The following is a 22495-nucleotide window of genomic DNA, read 5'->3' as shown; positions in this document are numbered from 1 at the left end:
TCCGTCCCTCTGGTGTGTATTGGAAACGGTCCACTGTGGTGCGAAAGGGTGACAAACGCATGACACGCAAACGCACCAAAAGCGGTCACCGGAACGCACCAAAAACCGGCAAACCCCGCCAGAAATGCCCCACCACGGTGCAGGATCATGCATGAGCGCATGTCTTTTTGACATAATTCGGTGCTGCAACGCCGCATATTTCGTTTTTTGCACAGAAAGCCCTTTCCATGAAGTACGAGTCCGTAGACAGCTTCCTCGCGCAGGTCGCACAGCGCAACCCTGGCCAACCTGAATTTCTGCAAGCTGTCACAGAGGTCATGGAAAGCCTGTGGCCCTTCATCGAAAAGCACCCCCGCTACGCCGAGCACGGCCTGTTGGAACGGCTGGTGGAACCCGAGCGGGTGGTGATGTTCCGCGTGTCGTGGGTGGACGACCATGGCAGCGTGCAGGTCAACCGCGGCTACCGCATCCAGCACAGCATGGCGATTGGCCCCTACAAGGGCGGCCTGCGCTTCCATCCCTCGGTGAACCTGTCGGTGCTCAAGTTCCTGGGGTTCGAGCAGACCTTCAAGAACGCGTTGACCACGCTGCCCATGGGCGGCGGCAAGGGCGGCTCCGATTTCGACCCCAAGGGCAAGAGCCCTGGCGAAGTGATGCGCTTTTGCCAGGCCTTTGTGTCGGAACTGTTCCGCCATGTCGGCGCCGACACCGACGTGCCGGCCGGTGACATCGGCGTGGGCGGCCGCGAAGTGGGCTACATGGCCGGCATGTACAAGAAGCTCAGCAACCGTGCGGACTGCGTGTTCACGGGCAAGGGCCTGTCGTTCGGCGGCTCGCTGATCCGCCCCGAAGCCACCGGCTACGGCACGGTGTACTTTGCGCAAGAGATGCTCAAGACCCGCGGCCAATCGTTTGACGGCAAGACCGTGTCGGTGTCCGGCTCGGGCAATGTGGCGCAATATGCAGTGGAAAAGGCCATGGCCCTGGGCGCCAAGGTGCTGACGGTGTCCGATTCCAGCGGCACGGTGTACGACAAGGATGGTTTCACGGCCGAAAAGCTGGCCATCCTGATGGAAGTGAAGAACCACAAATACGGCCGCGTCAACGACTACGCCCAGCTGGTGGGCGCCGAGTTCCAGGCCGGCAAGACGCCATGGCATATCGCCGTGGACGTGGCCCTGCCCTGCGCCACGCAAAACGAGCTCAACGCCGACGATGCCGCCACCTTGATCAGGAACGGCGTGCTGTGCGTGGCCGAAGGCGCCAACATGCCTTCCACCATCGAAGCAGCCAAGGCGTTTGAAGCCGCTGGCGTGCTGTATGCACCAGGCAAGGCATCGAACGCCGGTGGCGTGGCCACGTCGGGCCTGGAGATGAGCCAGAATGCGGCCCGCCTGAGCTGGCCCGCCGAAGAAGTGGACGCCCGCCTGCTGCAGATCATGCAGGGCATCCATGCCGCCTGCCTGAAATACGGGCGGCGCGCCGATGGCTCGGTCAGCTACATCGACGGTGCCAACATCGCCGGCTTTGTGAAGGTGGCCGACGCCATGCTGGCACAGGGAGTGGTGTAATCCGCAACGCGGATTCGCACACCGGAACCGGGGGGCATTCGCCCCCTTTTTTTGCGCCGCGCGCTCCAGCGGATATGCTCGCAGAGGCATACAAATCGTCACATTTAGCGGGATTCACCGTGGAAATCTTCAGCTTCCTGAACGCTCTGGTCGAGAACGGCGGCTCTGACCTCTTCTTCAGCGTGGGCGCGCCCGTCAACCTCAAGGTCGAAGGCATCACCCATCCGCTGACGATGCCCGCCCTGCTGCCGGGGCAGGTCAAGCAGCTGGCCTATTCGGTGATGAACGAAAAGCAGATCAGCGAGTTCGAGGCCAGGATGGAAATGAACCTGTCCATCTCGGCCGAAAACCTGGGGCGCTTTCGGGTGAACGTGTTCGTGCAGCGCGGCGAGACCGGCATGGTGATTCGCTACATCAAGAGCAAGATCCCGCCCCTGGCGGCGCTGGGACTGCCGCCTACCCTTGAAAAGCTGGTGCTGCGCAAGCGCGGCCTGGTGCTGGTGACCGGCGCCACGGGCTCGGGCAAATCGACCACGCTGGCGTCGATGATCAACTACCGCAACGAGAACGTGACCGGCCACATCCTCACCATCGAGGACCCGCTGGAGTTTCTGCATGTCCACAAGCGCTCGGTGGTGGACCAGCGCGAGGTGGGCATCGACACCCTGTCGTACGAAGAGGCGCTCAAGAATGCGCTGCGCGAGGCTCCCGATGTGATCATGATCGGCGAGATCCGCGACCGAAACACCATGAAGCAGGCCATTGCCTATGCAGAAACCGGCCACCTGTGCCTGTCCACGCTGCACGCCAACAATGCCAACCAGGCGATGGAACGGGTCATCAACTTCTTCCCCGAAGACGCGCACCACCAGTTGCTCATCGACCTGAGCCTGAACCTGGCGGGCGTGGTGTCGCAGCGGCTGATTCCGGGCCTGCACGAAAAGCTGGTGCCGGCGGTCGAGGTGATGCTCAACTCACCCTACATCGCCGACCTGATCGCCAAGGGTGAATTCGCGGGCATCAAGGAGACCATGGGGCGCAGCACCGAAATCGGCATGTGCACCTTTGACCAGGCGCTTTACGCGCTCTACACCGAGGGCCGGATTTCGCTGGAGGAAGCGCTGCACAATGCCGATTCGCGCACCGACCTGGCGCTGCGCGTGCGGCTGGCCGCCGGCGTCCGCACGGTGGATGCCGGCGATCTCTCGATCGACACATCGTCGCCCATGCAGTCGGCGTCCAGGCTGTCCTGAGCACCTTCACACGCGGTTGTGCCAGGGGCTGATCAGGCATTTTGCGGCCCTGCATCTGCTACCCTCCAGCGCATGTCTGACGCTTCCACCGCCCCGGTTCGCACGGGCACTGCGACCATGCCGGCCGGGCTGGTCATTGGCCTGCTGGCGCTGCTGCTGGGCCTGCAGCCGGTCACCACCGATCTGTATCTGCCCGCGCTGCCCACGCTCCAGGCGCAGCTCCTGGCCAGCATGGCCCAATCCCAGCTCACGCTCACGGCCCTGCTGCTGGCATTTGGCTGCTCTCAGCTGGCATGGGGGCCGCTGTCGGACCGCTGGGGGCGCCGCCCCATTCTGCTGGCGGGGCTGGCGGCCTATGTGCTGGCCGCGCTGGGCTGCGCCCTGTCGCAATCGATGGCAACGCTGATCTTCTGGCGCACCGTGCAGGGCGCCGCCATGGGCGCCGGCGTGATGGGTGCGCGCGCCGTGGTGCGCGACCTGTATGCACCGGTGCAAGGCGCGCACGCCATGTCCCGCGCGCTCACGGGTCTGGGCATCATTGCCTGCCTGAGCCCGCCACTCGGCGGTCTGCTGGCGGGCCACCTGGGCTGGCGCGCCACGATGGCCGCGCTGGGCTGCTTTGGTGGCCTGGCGCTGCTGCTGGTCCTGCTGCGCTTTGAGGAAACTCTGCCCCGCCCCAACCCGCTGGCGCTGCACCCCGCGCACCTGCTGCGCACCTGGGGGCAGATCCTGCGCCACCCCACTTTCCTGGCTTTTTCGGCGACCACCACCTTCACCTACGCGGGCCTGTTCACCTACCTGGCCGCCTCGTCGTTCACCTTCATCCAGGTGCTGGGCTGGAGCCCCACCGCCTACGGCCTGCTGCTGTCATGCAATGCGGCGATGTACATCAGCGGCACGGTGCTGTGCCGGCGCCTGCTGGTGCGCTGGGGGCTGCGCCGCAGCATGGCGCTGGCCGGCCTGCTGAGCGCCACGGGCGGCACGCTGATGGGCATCTTTGCGCTCGCCGGCGTGCAAAGCGGCTGGGCCTATGCCCTGCCCTTCCTGCTGTACCAGATCGCGCATGGCATCCACATGCCCTGCAGCCAGAGCGGCGCCGTGGGCCCCTTTCCACAAGCCGCCGGCACGGCCGCTGCACTGAACGGCTTTGCCATGATGCTGGTGGCGTTTGGCGTGGGCTACTGGCTGGGCCAGCGCATGGACGGCACGGTGCTGCCGCTCGCCCTGGGCGTGTGGTTCTGGGGTCTGTGTGCCGCCCTCGCGGCCTGGACGCTGGTACAGAAATTCGGGGAGCCGGCCAAGCCATGAGCAACCCACTGCCCGCCATCGCCATCGCCGGCCCCACGGCCTCTGGCAAGACGGCCGGCGCCCTGGCCCTGGCCGCCGTGCTGGCGCCACGCCTGCCGGTCGAGATCATCAGCGTGGATTCGGCCCTGGTGTACCGGGGCATGGACATCGGCACGGCCAAACCCACGCGCGCCGAGCTGGCCGCCGTGCCGCACCACCTGATCGACATCCGCGACCCGCTGCAGGCCTACAGCGCCGCCGAGTTCGTGCAGGACGCCCAGCGTTTGACCGCCGAAATCCGCGCGCGCGGCGCCCTGCCGCTGCTGGTGGGCGGCACCATGCTGTATTTCAAGGCGCTGTTCGATGGCATCGACGACATGCCCCCCGCCGACCCCACTGTGCGCGCCCGGCTGGAGGCCCAGGCCGCCGAACAAGGTTGGCCGGCCCTGCACGCCGAACTGGCCCGCGTGGACCCCGCCACCGCCGCCCGCCTGGCGCCCGCCGACAGCCAGCGCATCCAGCGCGCGCTGGAGGTGTGGCATGTTTCCGGCCAGCCCCTCTCGCACTTTCATACGACAAAAAAGAGAGCTGACAGCGCACAACCCACAAGCGCGACAGCCCTTTTTTCCTTGGAACCCGACGACCGCGTCTGGCTGCACAAGCGCATCGCACTGCGTTTTGACGCCATGCTGGCGGAAGGTTTCGTGGAAGAAGTACACCAGTTGCGTGCCCGCGGCGACCTGCACCCCGACCTGCCCTCGATGCGCTGCGTGGGCTACCGCCAGGCCTGGGAAGCGCTCGATGCCCAGGCCGCAGCCGGCCCCGGGGCACCGCTCGACCTGGCCGACCTGCGCGAACGCGGCATTGCCGCCACCCGCCAGCTGGCCAAGCGCCAGATCACCTGGCTGCGCAGCATGCCCTGGCGCCAGGCCATTGCCTGCGACCAGCCCGACGCCACCGCGCGCCTGGTGCAGGCCGTGCTGCAGCGCCTGGAGATCCCTGCGCCATGAGCGGTCCGCTGCAGGTCGAAGCCCTGGCCAAACACTACGGCGGCACACCGGTGTTTGCCAACGTGCAGTTCACCGTGCAGCCGGGCGAATTCGTGGCCATCGTGGGCGACTCGGGGGTGGGCAAGTCCACCCTGCTCAACTGCCTGGCGGGGCTGGACCGGTGGGACGCGGGGCGCGTCGTGCATGGCGGCACCGACCTGGCACCGCTGGATGAAACCGAGCGCGCCCTCTGGCGGCGCGCCCATGTGGGGTTTGTGTTCCAGGCCTTCCATGTGCTGCCGCACCTGGATGTGGCGCAGAACGTGGCCTTGCCGCTCCTGTTGCTGGGCCGCGCCGACCCGGCGCGGGTGCAGCACATGCTGGCGGCCGTGGGACTGGCGGGCCTGGGTGAGCGCCTGCCGCAGCAACTGAGCGGCGGCCAACTGCAGCGCGTGGCCATTGCCCGCGCCCTGGTGCACCGCCCGGCCCTGCTGCTGGCCGACGAGCCCACTGGCAACCTCGACCCCGGCACCGCCGCGCGCGTCATGGACCTGCTGCTCGCACAGACGCGCGAACATGGCGCCTCGCTGGTGCTGGTCACGCACTCGGATGCCGCCGCAGCGCGCGCCGACCGGGTACTGCGGCTCATGGCGGACGGCATCGCTGGCTGGGCCGGCCCCGCCGGGCTTATTCGATATTGAGCCGCTGTGCGCTGCCGCCCTGCTTCTTGGGCAGCGTGAGCGTCAGCACGCCGTTGTCGTATTTGGCCTTGGCCTGGGCGGCATCCACATCCACAGGCAGCTGGAAGCTGCGCGCCACCGAACCAAAATAGCGCTCGGACCGCAGCACCTTCTCGCCCTCGGTCTTCTGGTCGTGCTGGCGCACCTCGGCGCGCAGGCTGACCATATTGCCATCGATCGCGACGTGGATATCCTCCTTGGGCACACCCGGCACCTCGGCCTGCACGGTGTAGCCGCCATCGGTTTCCTTCACGTCCACCTTGATCTGCGCCGGCGAGGGTATGCCGTCGCCATGCAATGGGCGCACATAGAAACCGGGGGCGATGTCCTTGAAAAAGTCATCGAACAAATTGCCACGGGTAACCAGAGAATTCATGGTGAAGCTCCTGAACGTAAGGGTTGGACAACCGGGCCGGCAAGGGAGCACCAGCCCTGGGAGTCTGCGCGGCAGAAGGCGTCGATAGCGAAAATGGGCCCCGGCGATGACAGTTTTTGCCGGATTCGCAGGTCCATGGCCCCGTCATGGGTCAAGAAGCCGGTGAAAAATGGACCGCTGCGGCACATTTACAGCCGACGCCCCTTCTGCCGCGCAGGCTCCTAATACCAAGATACGAACCGCCCAGCCCCATTTCAAGGGCTGCGGCAGTCGGGTTTGATCTGCCTCAATGACCTGCCCTGCCGGCGCTGCGCCGTCACAATCGGGTCATGCTTGCACTGCTTCGCACCTTCTCCTGGCAGGAGCTGCGCCACCACCCCTGGCGCAGCGCCGCAGCGGTGGCGGCCGTGATGCTGGGCGTGGCGCTGGCCTTTGCCGTGCATGTGATCAACAGCTCGGCCCTCGACGAGTTCGCGCAGGCCGTGCGCGCCGTCAACGGCCAGCCCGATCTGGAGCTGCGCGCCATGCAGGGCCCGCTGCCCGAAGCACTCTACGGGGAGGTCGCCGCCCTCCCGCAGGTGGTGCGCGCCAGCCCGTGGCTGGAACTTTCCACACTGGCCCAGGTGGATGGACCTGTCGCCGCACCCGCGCCTGCACCGGCCCGCGTGGTGCTGCGGGTGCTGGGCGTGGATGCGCTGCTGCTACCGGCCGTGGCGCCGGCGCTCATGCCCCGCGCCTCGACCGGCAGCGAACGGCTGGCCATGCTGGCGCCGGCCACGGTGTTTCTCAACGCGGCGGCCTTGCAGGCGCTGGGCCTGGCGAGCGATGGCAGTGGCGCGGCACCGCTGCGGCTGCAGGCCGGCACGCAGGGATCGCACATGGTGCGCGTGGCCGGTACGGTGGCTGCGGGCGGCGCGCCCCTGGCCGTGATGGACATCGGTGCCGCGCAAGACCTGTGGGGCCAGGCGGGCCACCTCACCCGCATCGATCTGCAGCTGCAACCAGGCACCGACCGCACGGCCTTCCGGCAGCGGCTGCAATCACTGCCCGGCTGGCCCGCCAACGCCATGCTGGCCGAGCCTGGCGACGCGGTGCAGCGCATCGGCAACCTGTCACGCGCCTACCGCGTCAACCTCACGGTGCTGGCGCTGGTGGCGCTGTTCACGGGGGCATTTCTGGTGTTTTCGGTGCTGGCCCTCAGCGTGGCGCAGCGTGCTCCGCAGTTGGCCTTGCTGGCGGTGCTGGGCGCCACGCCGCGCCAGCGCATGGCCCTGGTGCTGGCCGAGTCGGCCCTGCTGGGGCTGGTGGGCAGTGCCGCCGGCATTGGGCTGGGCACGGCGCTGGCGGCCACTGCGCTGCAACTGCTGGGGGGTGACCTCGGCGGTGGCTACTTTGCCGGGGTGCAGCCGGCACTGCAATGGAGCGGCCCGGCCGCGCTGCTGTATGGCGCACTGGGCGTGGTCGCCGCGCTGGTGGGTGGCTGGTGGCCCGCCCAGGCGGCCCGCCACCTGCCGCCGGCCCAAACCCTCAAGGGCCTGGGCGCCGCGGCCGGTCCGGGCTCGGGCGCCACGGTCGGTATTGTTTTGGTAGCTTTAGGCGCTTTACTGGCAAGCGCTCCACCCATTCATGGCATTCCATTGGCCGCCTACATCGCCATTGGCCTGCTGCTGGTGGGCGGCATTGCGCTGCTGCCCTGGGGCATGGCCTGGCTGCTGCAGCGCCTGCGCCCGTGGGTGGCCGGCCACCTGTTGCTGGTGCTGCCCCTGGAGCGCGCGCGCCGCATGCGCGGCTCGGCCGCCATCGCCGTGGGAGGGGTGGTGGCCAGCCTGAGCCTGGCCGTGGCGCTGACGGTGATGGTGGCCAGCTTTCGCGGATCGGTCACCGAATGGCTCGATGCGGTGCTGCCCTCGCCGCTGTATGTGCGCTCGATCCTGAGCGCGGCGGGGGGCGAGGCGGCCCTGCTGCCGCCCGGATTCGACCAGGCCGTGGCGCAGCTGCCTGGTGTGGCCCGCGTGCAACCCCAGCGCGCCAGCCCGCTGCAGCTGGACGCCGCACGCCCCGCCCTCACGCTGCTGAGCCGCCCGCTGGGCAGCGACCCGGCGCGCACGCTGCCGCTGGTGGGCGCGGCGCTGCCCGTGCCCGAGGGCCGGATGGGGGTTTACATCAGCGAGGCGGTGGTGGACCTGTATGGCCTGCAGCCCGGCATGGAGTGGCCCGCACTTTCAAAGGCTTTCAGCCCTCTGGCGCTGGATGGAAAAGCGCAAGCAACTATGTTTTTCATAGCTGGCGTCTGGCGCGACTACGCCCGCCAGTCGGGCGCCGTGGCCATCGACCGCACCGACTACCTGCGCCTGACGGGCGACGCACGCGCCAGCGACCTGGCGCTGTGGCCGCGCGATGGCACCGACCTGGCGCAGCTGCAGCAGGCGATCCGTGCGCTGCTGGCCGATTCCGGCGCAGAAAAAGGTGCGGGTGCAGCAGGGCTGGAGTTTGTCTCGGCCGGGGCCCTCCGCGAGCGTTCGCTGCGCATTTTCGACCGCAGCTTCGCCGTCACCTACTGGCTGCAGGCCGTGGCCATTGGCATCGGCCTGTTCGGCGTGGCGGCCAGCTTCAGCGCGCAGGTGCTGGCGCGGCGCAAGGAGTTCGGTCTGCTGACCCACCTGGGCCTGACCCGCCGGCAGATCCTGGCCGTGGTGGCCGGCGAGGGCGCGGCGTGGACTGGCATCGGCGCGGCCGTGGGCCTGCTGCTGGGCCTGGCCGTGGCCTTGGTGCTGGTGCATGTGGTCAACCCCCAGAGCTTTCACTGGACGATGGAGCTGCGCGTTCCCGCAGTCCGCTTGCTGGCCCTGTGCGCCGCCGTGGTGGCCTCGGGCACCCTCACCGCCTGGCTGGCGGGCCGGGCGGCAGCGGGGCAGGATGCGGTGCTGGCGGTCAAGGAAGACTGGTAGCCGCAGCGCGGGGTTGCCGCGTATGCGGTGCAGTCGTTGGGACACAATCCACACCATGCCTGCGCAAGACTGGGCTATCGAAGCCACCGGGGGAACCCGCACCGCCGTCCACCAGCGTCTGGATGCCCCGCTGCCCTGAAACACCCATCGCACTTGCCCATGACTTTCACCGCAGCGCCCTTCCACACAGCCCTGTACACGCGCCGCCAGTGGCTGGCGCTGACCCTGGCGGCGGGTGCAGCAAGCACTCAGGCTCTGCCCATGCGGGCCCTGCAGTTTCCCCGTGACCATGGCAGCCACCCGGACCTGCACACCGAATGGTGGTACCTCACGGGCCATGCGCGGGCCGCAGGCCGGCTGTGGGGGTTTCAGGTGACGTTCTTTCGCTCGCGCGTGGATGCCACGCAGGGCCTGAATTCGGCCTTTGCAGCCAAGCAGCTGCTGTTCGCCCACGCGGCGCTGACCGATGTGCAAGGCCAGCGCCTGCACCACGACCAGCGCATTGCCCGTACCGGCTTTGGCGTGGCGCAGGCCAGCGAGGCCGACACGGCCATCAGGCTGCACGGCTGGTCGCTGGCGCGAACTGCCCTGCCCACCAGCGCCCCGCTTGCAACCCAGGCGAGCGGCGCCGGGCCAGGCCCGGCCACCACCGGCAGCCGGTATGCCGCACGGGTCGAGGGCGATGGTTTTGGTCTGGACCTGCAGTGCGATAGCGTGCAGCCACCGCTGCTGCAGGGCCGGCAAGGCCTGTCGCGCAAAGGCCCCGAGGCCAGCCAGGCCAGCTATTACTACAGCCAGCCGCAGCTGGCGGTGAGCGGCGCCATCGTGCTGAACGGTCGGCGCATGGCCATTGAAAACAGCACCACCGACAGCGCCACCCACCGCGCCTGGCTGGACCATGAATGGAGCGACGCCCTGATGCACCCCGACGCCGTGGGCTGGGACTGGATCGGCATGAACCTCTTCGATGGCAGCGCGCTCACCGCGTTTCGCCTGCGGCGTGCCGATGGTTCAGCGCTGTGGTCGGGCGGCTCACTGCGCCCGGCCGGGCAGCCCACCCAGGTGTTTGCCGACAACAGCGTGGCCTTTGTGGCGCAACGCCACTGGAACAGCCCGCACAGCGGCGCCCGCTACCCGGTGCAGTGGCGGGTCGATACCCCTGCCGGCCCATTTGGCGTGCGGGCGCTGCTGGACAACCAGGAACTCGACAGCAGCGGTTCGACCGGCGCGGTTTACTGGGAGGGTCTGTCCGAGTTGCGCAATGCGGCGGGCGCGGTGATCGGCCGGGGCTATCTGGAGATGACGGGATACAAAAAGCCGCTGCGCCTGTGACGCAGCGGCTTTCGCAAAGCCCGCACGAAAAGGGAGCCGGGAGACTCAGCCCTTGCTGCCGGCCTTGCGGCGGCCCAGCCAGGCAATGATTTCACCCATGATGCCGCGGCGGAACGACAGCACGCAGATCACAAAAATCAGGCCCGTCACCATGGTGACCGATTCACCCAGGGTGTTGAACCACTCCACGCTGGTCAGCGTGGCCAGGAAATGGCCGATTTCGCCCAGCTTGTTCTCCAGCAACACCACCACCGCCGAGCCCACCAGCGGGCCGGACAGGGTGCCCAGGCCGCCGACCAGCGTCATCAGCACGACGTGGCCCGATGCCGTCCAGTGCACATCGCTCAGGGTGGCAAAGCCCAGCACCAGGGTCTTGAGCGAGCCGGCCAGCCCGGACAGCGCGGCCGACAGCACAAACGCCAGCAGCTTGAAGCGGTTGGTGTCATAGCCCAGCGAAATGGCGCGTGGCTCGTTCTCCTTGATCGCCTTGAGCACCTGGCCATAGGGCGAATGCACCGTGCGCACGATCAGCAGGAATGCCGCCGCCACCACCACCAGCACCACGTAGTACATGGTCATGTCGTTCTGCAGATCGATCAGGCCAAACAGCTTGCCGCGTGGCACGCCCTGCAGGCCATCCTCACCACCGGTGAAGGGCATCTGCAGGCAGATGAAGAACAGCATCTGCGCCAGCGCCAGCGTGATCATCGTGGAATAGATGCCTGCGCGGCGGATGGCGAAGAAGCCAACGATCAGACCCAGCAGCGCGCCGCTGGCCGTGCCCAGCAGCAGGCCGACTTCGGGGGTAAAGCCCCACACTTTCATGGACTGGCCCGCCACATAGGCCGAGCCCCCCAGAAAGGCGGCATGGCCGAAGGACAGCATGCCGGTGTAGCCAAGCAGCAAGTTGAAGGCCGAGGCAAACAGCGCAAAGCACATCAGCTTCATCACGAACACCGGGTAGGCGCCGAGCAACGGCGCCGCCAGCAGGCCGACAAACAACAGGCCGTAGCCGACAGCGGAAAGGTTCTTGGAATTCATGTGTGCAGCCCCTTATTTTTCTTTGCCGAACAGGCCGGCGGGGCGAATCAGGAGAACGATGACCATGATGACGAACACCACGGTCGAGGATGCTTCGGGATAGAACACCTTGGTGAATCCCTCGACGATGCCAAGACCCAGGCCGGTGAGGATGGAGCCCATGATGGAACCCATGCCACCGATCACCACCACGGCGAACACCACGATGATGAGGTTCTGCCCCATCAGTGGCGACACCTGGTACACCGGCGCGGCCAGCACACCGGCAAAGGCGGCCAACGCGGCACCAAAGGCATAGGTCAGCGTGATCATCAGCGGCACGTTGACGCCGAACGCTTCCACCAGGCGCGGGTTTTCAGTGCCGGCACGCAGGTAGGCGCCCAGCTTGGTCTTCTCGATCACGTACCAGGTGGCAATGCACACCGTGATGGAAGCCACCACCACCCAGGCCCGGTAGTTGGGCAGGATCATGAAGCCCAGGTTGGTGGCGCCTTCGAGCAACTCGGGCGTGTCGTAGCCCAGGCCCGAGACGCCATAGATCGAGCGAAAGACACCCTCGATCAGCAGCGTCAGGCCCAGTGTGAGCAGCAGGCCATACAGATGGTCCAGCTTGTAGATCCAGCGCAGCAGCAGCCGCTCGATCACCACCCCGAATAACCCCACCACCAGTGGCGCCAGCACCAGCATCAACCAGTAGTTGATGCCGAAGTAGTTCATGGCCATCCAGGTAATCACGGCCCCCAGCATGAACAGCGCACCATGCGCAAAGTTGATGACGTTGAGCAGGCCGAAAATCACGGCCAACCCGAGGCTGAGGATTGCGTAAAACGAGCCATTGACCAACCCCAAAAGGAGCTGGCTCAAGAGACCCGGCAATGAGACACCAAAAATTTCCATGGCAGGCGGCAGGTGGGGAGAGGTTCAGGTTAACGGGTTATTTCCAGAGCGCGCACTTGCTCTCGGCCTTGGTGGTGAACACCTGGTCACCCGGGATTTTCTTGATGATGTTCAAGTAGTCCCAGGGCTTCTTGGAGTCGGCCAGAGACTTCACCTGCACCAGGTACATCTCATGAACCATGCGGCCGTCAGGACGAATCACACCACCTTTGGCGAAGAAGTCGTTGATGGGCGTTTTCTTCATGTATTCCATGACCTTGTCGGCATCGGTGCTCTTGACGGCTGCCACGGCCTTCAGGTAGGTGGTGGTGGCAGAGTAGTCAGCGGCCTGAACGTCGGTGGGCATGCGCTTCATCTTGGCAAAGTAGCGGTCAGCAAACTTGCGCGACTCGTCGTCCTTGTTCCAGTACCAGCTCGTGGTGTGCAGCAGGCCTTCGGTGTTCTTCAGACCCAGGCTGTGGATGTCGCTCAGGAAAACCAGCAGACCGGCGGTCTTCATGGTCTTGTTGATACCGAATTCCTTGGCGGCCTTGATGGCATTGATGGTGTCACCACCCGCATTGGCCAGCCCCAGGATCTGGGCCTTGGAGTTTTGCGCCTGCAGCAGGAAGGAGGAGAAGTCGGACGCATTCAGGGGATGGCGCACTGCACCTGCAACCGTGCCGCCCTTGGCCTTGACAACAGCCGTGGTGTCGTTTTCCAGCGAATGGCCGAACGCGTAGTCAGCCGTCAGAAAGAACCAGCTCTTGCCGCCACTGTCCACCACTGCACCGCCCGTACCCTTGGCCAGTGCCACGGTGTCGTAGGCATAGTGCACGGTGTAGGGGGTGCATTGCTCGTTGGTCAATGCGGAGCTGCCGGCGCCGTTGTTGAAGTAAACGCGTTTTTTCTCCTGGGCCACCTTGGCAGTGGCCAGGGCGGTACCGGAGTTGGTGCCGCCGAAGACCATGGTGACGCCTTGCGTGTCGATCCACTCACGGGCTTTGGAGGCGGCAATGTCGGCCTTGTTCTGGTGGTCGGCGGTGAGCAGCTCGATCGGCTGACCCAGCACTTTGCCGCCGAAGTCATCAATGGCCATCTGAATGGCGGTTGCGCCGCCCTTGCCTTCCACGTCCGAATACAGGCTGGACATGTCGGTGATGAAACCGATCTTGACTTTTTCCTGCGCCTGGACGGCCGAAGTGGCCAAGCCGGCTGCGCCCAGCATCAGTGCCAGTGCCTTGAGTTTGTTTTTCATGAATCTCTCCTGTGAGTTTGCGTTTGACTACAAAACTGGGCTGTCGCCTTGCTGAACGGAACCTTCAGTCCTCAGACATCAAGGCCCGCCCCTGCGAAGAGCCGCCGGTCCCGGCAGCCCCACCGGGGTTTACTTCCAGAGAGCGCACTTGCTCTCCGCCTTGGTGGTGTAAACCTGATCGCCAGGTAACTTTTTCACGACCTTGTAATAGTCCCAAGGCTCCTTGGATTCGGCCGGTGACTTGACCTGCACCAGATACATGTCGTGCACAAAGCGTCCATCCGCACGGATGCGGCCCTTGGCATAGAAATCGTCGATGGGCGTCGATTTCAGTTTTGCCATCACCTGGTCCGCGTCCACGGTCTTGACCGCCTGCACAGCCTTGAGATAGGTCATCGTGGCCGAATAGTCCGCCGCCTGGATGTCCGTGGGCATGCGTTTGGTCTTGGCAAAGAATTTACGGCCAAAGGCGCGGGTCTGGTCGTTCAGGTTCCAGTCCCAGCTGGTGGTGAGCAGCAGGCCCTCGGTGTTTTTCAGCCCCAGGCTATGGATATCGGTCACGAATACCAGCAGGCCGGCCATCTTCATGGTCTTGTTGATGCCGAATTCCTTGGCAGCCTTGATGGCATTGATGGTGTCGCCGCCGGCGTTGGCCAGCCCCAGGATCTGGGCTTTGGAGTTTTGCGCCTGCAGCAGGAAGGAGGAGAAGTCGGACGCATTGAGCGGATGGCGCACGCCACCCACGACCGTGCCGCCTTTTTCTTTGACGACCTTAGACGTATCGGCTTCGAGCGACGCACCGAAGGCATAGTCGGCTGTCAGGAAGTACCAGCTCTTGCCGCCCTGCTCGACGATGGCGCCGCCGGTTCCCTTGGCCAGAGCCACGGTGTCGTAGGCATAGTGCACGGTGTAGGGACTGCACTGCTCGTTGGTCAATGCCGAGGCACCCGCGCCATTGACGAAATACACGCGCTTCTTCTCTTGTGCCACCTTGGCCAACGCCAGACCAACGCCCGAGTTGGTGCCACCGAACAGCATGGTCAGGCCCTGGGTATCGATCCATTCACGCGCTTTGGTCGCTGCAATATCAGGCTTGTGCTGGTGGTCCAGCGTGAGCAACTCAATCGGCATGCCGTTGACCTTGCCACCGAAGTCGTCGATGGCCATCTGAATGGCGAGCGCGCCATTCTTGCCCTCCACATCGGCATAGTTGCTCGACATGTCGGTGATGAACCCAATCCTGACCTTGTCTTGCGCGTGCGCCGCAGAGGCTGCCAAGCCAGCGACACCCAGCCACAGAACCAGGGTCTTCAACGATTTCTTCATTCTTTGTCCTCGGAAAATGGCATTCAATGGAAAGACTGCAACCCGACCCCGGGGGTCAGACGCCGAGAAGGTCGTTGAGCACCGGCATTTTTTCTTCCAGCTCGCTGGCACCGAATTTCTCGACGATGCGGCCGTGCTCCATGACATAGAAGCGGTCGGCCAGTGGCGCGGCAAAGCGGAAGTTCTGCTCGACCATGACCACGGTGTAACCGCGCTCGCGCAGCGTGATGATCATGCGGGCCAGCGCCTGCACGATGACGGGGGCCAGGCCTTCGGAGATTTCGTCCAGCAGCAGCAGCTTGGCACCGGTGCGCAAAATGCGTGCTACCGCCAGCATCTGCTGCTCGCCGCCCGACAGGCGGGTGCCCTGGCTGTTGCGGCGTTCGGCCAGGTTGGGAAACATGGCGTAAATTTCGTCGATCGACATGCCCGGCGTGCCCGTCTTGAGGACGGGCGGCAGCAGCAGATTTTCTTCGCACGACAGGCTGGAGAAAATGCCCCGCTCTTCGGGGCAATAGCCCACACCCAGATGCGCGATGCGGTGCGTTGACATGTGGATGGTCTCCACACCATTGATCTTCACGGAGCCCTTGCGCGCCCCGGTGAGGCCCATGACGGCCCGCATGGTGGTGGTGCGCCCGGCGCCATTGCGCCCGAGCAAGGTCACCACTTCGCCGGGCTGCACCACGATGTCCACGCCGTGCAGCACATGCGACTCGCCGTACCAGGCTTCGAGGTGGCGGATTTCGAGCGCGGGGGTATTGGAGGCAGTGGTCGCCATTTCAGTGGGCTCCCTGCAGTTGGCCGTCGGTCGTGCCCATGTAGGCTTCCATCACTTGGGGGTTGTTCGATACTTCGGCGTAAGGCCCCTCGGCCAGCACGGCGCCACGCTGCAGCACCGTGATGCAGTCGGCAATGGTGGACACCACCTTCATGTTGTGCTCGACCATCAGGATGGTCCGGCCAGCCGACACTTTCTTGATGAGCTGCGTCACACGGTCCACGTCCTCATGGCCCATGCCCTGCGTGGGCTCGTCGAGCAGCATGAGCTCGGGCTCCATGGCCAGCGTGGTGGCGATTTCCAGGGCGCGCTTGCGGCCATAGGGCAGATTCACCGTGAGCTCATCGGCCAGATCTTCCAGACCCACTTCGGTGAGCAGCTCCATGGCGCGGGCATCGAGCTGGCGCAGGCTGCGCTCGCTGCGCCAGAAGTGAAAGGCCGTACCCAGCTTGCGCTGCAGCCCGATGCGCACGTTTTCCAGCAGCGTCAGGTGCGGGAACACCGCCGAGATCTGGAACGAGCGGATCACGCCACGGCGTGCGATCTCTGCGGGCTTTTCACGGGTGATGTCCTGACCGTTGAACCGGATCAACCCCGAGGTTGGCTCCAGAAATTTGGTCAGCAAGTTGAAGCAGGTGGTCTTGCCGGCACCATTGGGCCCGATCAGGGCGTGGATGGAGCCGCGGCGCACCGACAGGGTCACATTGCTGACCGCGGTGAAGCCCTTGAACTCTTTGGTCAGGCTTTGGGTTTCAAGAATGACGTCGCTCATTGCGCCTTGATCGCTCCATGGGGATGCTGAGAAAAGAGCCTTGCCACAAGGTCTCCGTGGGTTCTTATGTTGCATCGCATCGTAAGTCCCGACATGGGGGCGCAGATACTGGGACAAATGCCTATGTATAAATGCCTACGTTCTGCATGCCCCCCCCGTCTCGCGAGGCCCGCAGCGCACGGCGTGTTCCATTCACGCCCGTCAAAAGGGATGCATACCCCGGGTGCAACGCCCCTCAGCGCCGCCTACACTGGCCCGATGGCAACACCCTCCCCCCTGCATGCGCGGGGCGCTCCGCGCTCCCTGTCGGGCCTGCTTCCTTTTCTACGGCCCTACCGTGCCCGCATTGGCCTTTCGCTGGTCTTTCTGGTGCTGGCAGCCGTTGCCACGCTGGCCTTTCCCCTGGCATTGCGCAACCTGATCGATGGTGGCCTGCTGGCGTCGGACCACGGCAACCAGACGATGGCGTTGCGCGGGCATTTTCAGGCGCTGTTTGCCGTCGCCATTGCCCTGGGCATTTTTTCAGCCGCACGCTTTTACATGGTGAGCTGGCTGGGCGAACGGGTGACCGCGGATCTGCGCAATGCCGTGTACAGCCATGTGCTTCAGCAAAGCCCGCAATTCTTTGAAACCACGCAGACTGGCGAGGTGCTGTCGCGGCTAACGACCGACACCACCCTGGTCCAGACCGTGGTGGGTTCGTCGCTTTCGATGGGGCTGCGCAATGCCGTCATGGGCGCCGGCGCACTGGTGATGCTGGTGTGGACCAATCCCTACGTGATGTCAGTGGTGCTTCTGCTCTTGGTGCTGGTGGTCTTGCCCAGCATGTGGATAGGACGGCGCGTGCGACGCCTCTCGCGCGACAGCCAGGACCGCGTGGCCGACTCCAGCGCCATCGCGGCCGAGGTGCTGAATGCCGTGCCAGTGGTGCAAAGCTACACGGCCGAAGCGCTGGAATCCTCGCGTTTCGCCGAGGCGACCGAAAATGCCTTTCAGGCTGCCGTGCGCCGAACGCGTGCGCGCGCTTTCCTCGTGGCATTCATCATCATTGCCAACGCAGGACTGCTGCTGTGGGGTCTCTACCGGGGTACGCAGGCGGTGCTGGAGGGGCACATGACAGCGGGCCACCTGGGGCAGACGGTGGTGTATGTCATCTTGCTGGCGGGGGCCGTGGCGGTACTGGGAGAGGTCTACGGCGACCTGCTGCGCGCCGCAGGAGCCACGGAGCGCTTGATGGAACTGATCGCCAGCAAATCTCCTGTCGCGGAGCCCTTGCTGCCCCAGCCACTGCCAACGGGAGTCCGGGGACTGAGCGTGGATTTTGAAGCGGTGAATTTCCACTACCCTTCCCGGCCCGATCAGCCGGCCCTGCAGGCCTTCACACTTCACCTCGAACCGGGTGAAACCGTCGCCCTGGTAGGCGCCAGCGGTGCCGGGAAAACCACGGTGTTTCAGTTGCTCCAGCGCTTCTACGACATCGACCAGCATCCGGACGAAGCTTCGCCTGGGCGCATTGCGGTCAATGGCGTGGACATCCGGCAACTGGGGCTCAACGAATTGCGTGCCCACATTGGCACGGTGCCCCAGGACGCGGTGATCTTCTCGGCGTCGGCCTTTGACAATATCCGGTACGGTCGCCCCGATGCTTCAACGGATGAGGTGATCGCCGCGGCACGGGCGGCCTTTGCCCACGACTTCATTGAAGCACTGCCCGAGGGGTATTCCACCTTTCTCGGAGAGCGCGGCGTTCGCCTTTCCGGCGGGCAGCGCCAACGGATCTCGATTGCACGTGCGCTGCTGAAGAATCCACCCTTGCTGCTGCTGGACGAAGCCACCAGCGCACTGGATGCGGAAAGCGAGCGTATGGTGCAGGCCGCCCTCGACTCTGCGATGCAGCGGCACACTGGCCAGCGGACCACCCTGGTCATTGCACACCGCCTGGCCACGGTGCAAAACGCCGACCGGATCGCGGTGCTGGAAAACGGCCGCATCGTCGAACAGGGAACCCATGCCGTGCTGCTCACCCAGGGCGGCGTCTATGCCCGCCTGGCAGCAATGCAATTCACGGCGTGATCGATCAGCATCGACAACGGCAATGTCGATTCACCCGAACCAGCGCCTTATTGCAAGGTTTCCTTGACCGCTTCGGGCAACAGCAACGGCAGCACCGCAATGCCCTCATCGAGCAACTGCAATGTCTCTTTGTGTGAAGCCTGGCCTCGTATGGCCCGCTCCTCGACCTCGCCGCGGTGGATGCGCCGGGCCTCTTGCGCGAACTGTGGGCCCACGTCTTCCGTATGGGCCATGACCTTGCGCGCCAGCGACAACCAAGCGGCCTGCAGATCCACACCCGATACTTCAGCAGGGTTGCGGTCCGCAGGGACATCCGCAACCGGTGCAACAGGCGCGACCGTCGGTTGCCGGGCGCCCAGATTCAGCCTGGGGGCACTCAGCCTTTTGGCGATGTGGGAGTCCGAGCACATCGGGCATTGCACGAGTGCATCACGCAACTGCCGCTGAAACTCATCCTCCGACGAGAACCACCCCTCAAAGACATGGCCCTGCCCACAATGCAGATCAAGCACCTTCATGCCAGCAACCTCTGAACCGCCCCGTCAGCCGTGGCGACGCAGCAGATAGCGGTAGACAAAACCGGGAAATGCCAGCGTGAGGAAAAGGGTGCCCGTGATGGCATAGAACTCCCACCCCTGAGGAGCAATCTGTCCGGCGCGCCGCTCCAGCAAGAGGGCCATGCCTCCCACCAGGAAATACAGCACCACCAGCTCCACCAGCCGCAGCGGCAAGGACTTCTTTGGCTGAGTCAACGGACCGATCGCCATCAGCCTGTGGTTGATAAACGGAAGATTGGCCGCGAAGTAAGCAGCAACGATGATGAGCCAGATAGCGCCAGTTTGCGACACGGAAATACCCTGCCCGAACTCAGGTCGCCAGGGCCCGCACGATGGCATCGGCACACAAGGCCATCAAGCCACCGGGCAGCAAGCCCAGCCCCAGCACCAGCGCGCCATTGACAGTCAAGACAACCCGCACATCAAGGGGTGCGGATACGCTGGTTGCCGTCAGGGGCGCATCAAAATACATCACCTTGACAACGCGCAAATAGTAGAAAGCGCCAATCAGGGACATCACGACGGCAAACACGGCCAGTGCAATATAGAGCCCTTGCCCCGATGCCACCAATGCCTGCAATACCGACAACTTGGCGTAAAAACCCACCAGTGGCGGAATGCCCGCCATGGAGAACAGGCAAACGGCCATCACGCCGGCATACAGCGGGCTGCGCTGGTTCAGGCCCGCCAGATCTGCAATCTCTTCGCTTTCAAAGCCTTCACGGGCCAGCAACAGGATCACGCCAAACGCAGCCAGGGTGGTCAGGACATAGCTCACCACGTAAAACATGGCGGAACTGTAGGCACTCTCCACGGCGGCGGCATCCACATTGCCATTGATGACACCCGACAACAGGCCCAGTAAGACAAAGCCCATCTGTGAAATGGTGGAGTAAGCCAGCATGCGTTTCAGATTGGTCTGCGCAATGGCGGCCAGGTTACCCACCAGCAGCGAGCCGATGGCCAGCACCGCGAGCATCTGCTGCCAATCGATGGCCAGAGGCAGCAACCCATCCACCAGCAGCCGGATGGTGATCGCAAATGCCGCGAGCTTGGGCGCGCCACCGATCATCAGTGTCACGGCCGTGGGTGCACCCTGGTAAACATCGGGAATCCACATGTGGAAGGGCACCACACCCAGCTTGAAAGCCAGACCTGCGACCACGAAAACCAGTCCGAACACCAGCACCTGGTGCCGGATCTGGCCGGAATTGACGGCCTTGAACACTTGCCCGATATCGAGCGATCCCGTCGCGCCATACAGCATCGACAGACCATAAAGCAGGAAACCGCTGGCCATGGCACCGAGCACGAAATACTTCATGGCGGCTTCGGTGGCCGTTGCGTTGTCTCGGCGCAATGCCACCAGGGTGTAACTGGACAGGGTCAGCAGCTCCAAGCCCAGGTAGATCACCAGAAAGTTGTTGCCGGAGACCATGATGGACATGCCCAGCAACGCCAGCATCGACAGGGTGAAAAACTCACCACCACGCAACATGCCACGATCGGCAGCGTAAGGGCGCCCGTAGACCAGCGTCACCATCACTGCCACCGTGGCAAAACACTTGAGCCAGTTGCCCATGGCATCACTGACGACCATGTTGCCGAAACCGTAGAACGTGTTTCCGCCGCTGGCATACAGCCCCTGCAGGACGGCAACCACGGCCAGCGTGAGCATGGTGAGGACATAAGTACCGGTACGGCGTGGGCTGCGAACCCCCAGGTCCACCAGCATGATCACGCAGGCCATGGTCAGCAGCACGATCTCAGGGTAAACGGCAAGCCAGCTGATGTTGTCAATCATCTCGAATCTCTCAGTTCAGTCTGGTCAGTTCAGCTTGGACAGGGCCACATGCTTGAGCAACTCCGCCACAGAGGTGTCCATCACGTCGGTGAAGGGGCGTGGATAAAGACCCATCGCCAGCACGGCAATCGCCAGCAGCGACATCACGAGGAACTCTCGACTGTTGATATCGGAGAGCTCCTTGACGTGATCGTTGGCAACAGGACCCAGATAGACCCGCTTGAACATCCAGAGCGTATAAGCGGCGCCAAAGATCAACGCCGTGGCGGCTGCGCCACCGATCCAGAAATTGGCCTTCACCGCCCCCAGGATCACCATCCACTCACCCACGAATCCGGCGGTTCCCGGCAGTCCGCAGTTGGCCATGGCAAACAGCAAGGCAAATGCCGTGAAGTTCGGCATGGTATTGACGACGCCGCCGTAAGCAGAAATTTCGCGGGAGTGCACCCGGTCGTACAGCACGCCAATCGACAGGAACATGGCACCGGAGACAAAGCCATGCGCAATCATTTGCACCAGACCGCCCGAAACACCCAGATCATTGAAGATGAAGAAACCGAGCGTGACAAAACCCATGTGCGCAACAGAGGAGTAAGCCACCAGCTTTTTCATGTCCTTCTGGACCAGTGCCACCAGGCCCACATAAATCACGGCCACCAGTGACAACGCAATCATGAGCCAAGCCCATTCCCGCGATGCATCCGGTGCAATCGGCATGGAAAACCGCAGAAAACCGTAGGCTCCCAGCTTCAACATGATGGCCGCCAGGACAGCGGAGCCGCCCGTGGGGGCTTCCACGTGCACATCGGGCAGCCAGGTGTGGACAGGCCACATGGGTACCTTGACCGCGAACGCTGCAAAGAAAGCAAAGAAAAGCAGCGTCTGCGCGGTGGAACTGAGCGGCAATTGGTGCCATGCAGCGATGTCGAAACTGCCACCCGACTGGTTGTACAGAAAGATGAGCGCAATCAACATCAACAACGAGCCGAGCAGCGTGTAGAGGAAGAACTTGAACGCCGCGTAGATCTTGTTGGGCCCGCCCCAGATACCGATGATCAGGTACATCGGAATCAGGGTTGCCTCAAAGAACACGTAGAACAACAGGCCGTCAAGGGCGCAAAACACCCCGATCATCAACCCCGAAAGGATCAGAAAGGCACCCATGTACTGATTGACGCGCTCGGTGATCGACTCCCAGGATGCAACCACCACGATGACCGTGATAAACGCGGTGAGTGGCACAAACCAGAAGGAAATGCCATCCACACCCAGGTGGTAATGGACATTGAAACGCTCAATCCAGGTGGTCTTTTCGACAAACTGCATGGCCGCGGTACCCAGCTTGAAGCCATCGTACAGAGGCAGCGTGACCAACAAGCCGATGATGGCGCCAATCAGCGCGACCCAGCGAACGGCACGGGCGTGCTCATCCCGCCCGACCGCCAGCAGCAGAACACCGAAGACGATTGGCGTCCAGATTGCAAGACTCAACAAACCCATTTTGTTCTTTT

19 protein-coding genes are annotated in these 22495 nt (G+C 64.1%); 8 read left to right on the top strand and 11 right to left on the bottom strand.

Features of this window, described 5'->3' with window-relative positions; genetic code table 11:
• Window positions 1-227: 227 nt before the first annotated feature.
• The 5 genes from gdhA to AC1Q5S_RS08300 all read left to right on the top strand — a co-directional run bounded on the left by gdhA (window position 228) and on the right by AC1Q5S_RS08300 (window position 5801).
• Window positions 228-1571: an NADP-specific glutamate dehydrogenase gene (gene gdhA, locus AC1Q5S_RS08320; RefSeq protein WP_303833418.1), complete on the top strand. Its 1344-nt coding sequence runs from the start codon at window positions 228-230 to the stop codon at window positions 1569-1571.
• A 119-nt stretch (window positions 1572-1690) separates the two neighbouring features.
• Window positions 1691-2824, top strand: coding sequence for a PilT/PilU family type 4a pilus ATPase (locus AC1Q5S_RS08315; RefSeq protein ID WP_303833419.1), 1134 nt, complete (start codon window positions 1691-1693; stop codon window positions 2822-2824).
• A 72-nt stretch (window positions 2825-2896) separates the two neighbouring features.
• Complete coding sequence (locus AC1Q5S_RS08310; protein WP_303833420.1) at window positions 2897-4132, top strand: multidrug effflux MFS transporter; 1236 nt, start codon at window positions 2897-2899, stop codon at window positions 4130-4132.
• Complete coding sequence (gene miaA, locus AC1Q5S_RS08305) at window positions 4129-5121, top strand: tRNA (adenosine(37)-N6)-dimethylallyltransferase MiaA (protein WP_492238617.1); 993 nt, start codon at window positions 4129-4131, stop codon at window positions 5119-5121. The genes AC1Q5S_RS08310 and miaA overlap by 4 nt, the downstream gene beginning before the upstream one ends.
• Entirely contained in the window at window positions 5118-5801 is a 684-nt protein-coding gene (locus tag AC1Q5S_RS08300) for an ABC transporter ATP-binding protein (protein WP_303833422.1), read from the top strand. The genes miaA and AC1Q5S_RS08300 overlap by 4 nt, the downstream gene beginning before the upstream one ends.
• On the opposite strand, the gene AC1Q5S_RS08295 is transcribed toward AC1Q5S_RS08300, so the two are convergent.
• Window positions 5788-6216, bottom strand: coding sequence for an Hsp20/alpha crystallin family protein (locus AC1Q5S_RS08295; RefSeq protein WP_303833423.1), 429 nt, complete (start codon window positions 6214-6216; stop codon window positions 5788-5790). The genes AC1Q5S_RS08300 and AC1Q5S_RS08295 overlap by 14 nt on opposite strands.
• A gap of 329 nt (window positions 6217-6545) precedes the next feature.
• Here AC1Q5S_RS08295 and AC1Q5S_RS08290 point away from each other — a divergent pair, with 329 nt between their 5' ends.
• Together AC1Q5S_RS08290 and AC1Q5S_RS08285 are read left to right on the top strand one after the other, a co-directional pair.
• Complete coding sequence (locus AC1Q5S_RS08290; RefSeq protein WP_303833424.1) at window positions 6546-9164, top strand: FtsX-like permease family protein; 2619 nt, start codon at window positions 6546-6548, stop codon at window positions 9162-9164.
• Between the two features lie 159 nt (window positions 9165-9323).
• Entirely contained in the window at window positions 9324-10496 is a 1173-nt protein-coding gene (locus AC1Q5S_RS08285; protein WP_303833425.1) for a lipocalin-like domain-containing protein, read from the top strand.
• A gap of 45 nt (window positions 10497-10541) precedes the next feature.
• Here AC1Q5S_RS08285 and AC1Q5S_RS08280 read toward each other — a convergent pair whose 3' ends face one another.
• The 6 genes from AC1Q5S_RS08280 to AC1Q5S_RS08255 form a co-directional block, all read right to left on the bottom strand.
• On the bottom strand, window positions 10542-11537 hold the full coding sequence (locus tag AC1Q5S_RS08280; RefSeq protein WP_303833426.1) for a branched-chain amino acid ABC transporter permease: 996 nt from the start codon (window positions 11535-11537) through the stop codon (window positions 10542-10544).
• Window positions 11538-11549: 12 nt separating this feature from the next.
• On the bottom strand, window positions 11550-12434 hold the full coding sequence (locus AC1Q5S_RS08275) for a branched-chain amino acid ABC transporter permease (RefSeq protein WP_422204921.1): 885 nt from the start codon (window positions 12432-12434) through the stop codon (window positions 11550-11552).
• Window positions 12435-12471: 37 nt separating this feature from the next.
• Window positions 12472-13671: an ABC transporter substrate-binding protein gene (locus AC1Q5S_RS08270; RefSeq protein WP_422204923.1), complete on the bottom strand. Its 1200-nt coding sequence runs from the start codon at window positions 13669-13671 to the stop codon at window positions 12472-12474.
• Between the two features lie 129 nt (window positions 13672-13800).
• Window positions 13801-14997 carry an ABC transporter substrate-binding protein gene (locus AC1Q5S_RS08265; protein ID WP_422204925.1) on the bottom strand — a complete coding sequence of 399 codons (1197 nt, stop codon included), beginning with the start codon at window positions 14995-14997 and terminating at the stop codon, window positions 13801-13803.
• Between the two features lie 55 nt (window positions 14998-15052).
• Window positions 15053-15778, bottom strand: coding sequence for an ABC transporter ATP-binding protein (locus AC1Q5S_RS08260; RefSeq protein WP_492238616.1), 726 nt, complete (start codon window positions 15776-15778; stop codon window positions 15053-15055).
• A 1-nt stretch (window position 15779) separates the two neighbouring features.
• Entirely contained in the window at window positions 15780-16550 is a 771-nt protein-coding gene (locus tag AC1Q5S_RS08255) for an ABC transporter ATP-binding protein (protein WP_024814489.1), read from the bottom strand.
• A gap of 258 nt (window positions 16551-16808) precedes the next feature.
• Here AC1Q5S_RS08255 and AC1Q5S_RS08250 point away from each other — a divergent pair, with 258 nt between their 5' ends.
• A complete protein-coding gene (locus AC1Q5S_RS08250) occupies window positions 16809-18623 on the top strand; it encodes an ABC transporter transmembrane domain-containing protein (protein WP_492238615.1) in 1815 nt (604 codons plus the stop codon).
• 47 nt (window positions 18624-18670) lie between these two features.
• Here AC1Q5S_RS08250 and AC1Q5S_RS08245 read toward each other — a convergent pair whose 3' ends face one another.
• The 4 genes from AC1Q5S_RS08245 to AC1Q5S_RS08230 are packed head-to-tail and all read right to left on the bottom strand — an operon-like array spanning window position 18671 to window position 22484.
• Window positions 18671-19141 (bottom strand): DUF1178 family protein, encoded by a 471-nt coding sequence (locus AC1Q5S_RS08245; RefSeq protein WP_303833431.1) that lies wholly within the window; start codon window positions 19139-19141, stop codon window positions 18671-18673.
• A 24-nt stretch (window positions 19142-19165) separates the two neighbouring features.
• On the bottom strand, window positions 19166-19471 hold the full coding sequence (locus tag AC1Q5S_RS08240; protein WP_492238614.1) for a DUF2818 family protein: 306 nt from the start codon (window positions 19469-19471) through the stop codon (window positions 19166-19168).
• Between the two features lie 19 nt (window positions 19472-19490).
• A complete protein-coding gene (gene nuoN / locus AC1Q5S_RS08235; protein ID WP_492238613.1) occupies window positions 19491-20984 on the bottom strand; it encodes an NADH-quinone oxidoreductase subunit NuoN in 1494 nt (497 codons plus the stop codon).
• Between the two features lie 24 nt (window positions 20985-21008).
• Entirely contained in the window at window positions 21009-22484 is a 1476-nt protein-coding gene (locus AC1Q5S_RS08230) for an NADH-quinone oxidoreductase subunit M (RefSeq protein ID WP_492238612.1), read from the bottom strand.
• Between the last annotated feature and the right edge of the window lie 11 nt (window positions 22485-22495).

The organism is Acidovorax sp. GW835-FHT14B10 (assembly GCF_058793725.1).
The sequence above is the reverse complement of the archived record's forward strand: the minus strand, read 5'-3'. Positions and strand labels throughout refer to the sequence as shown.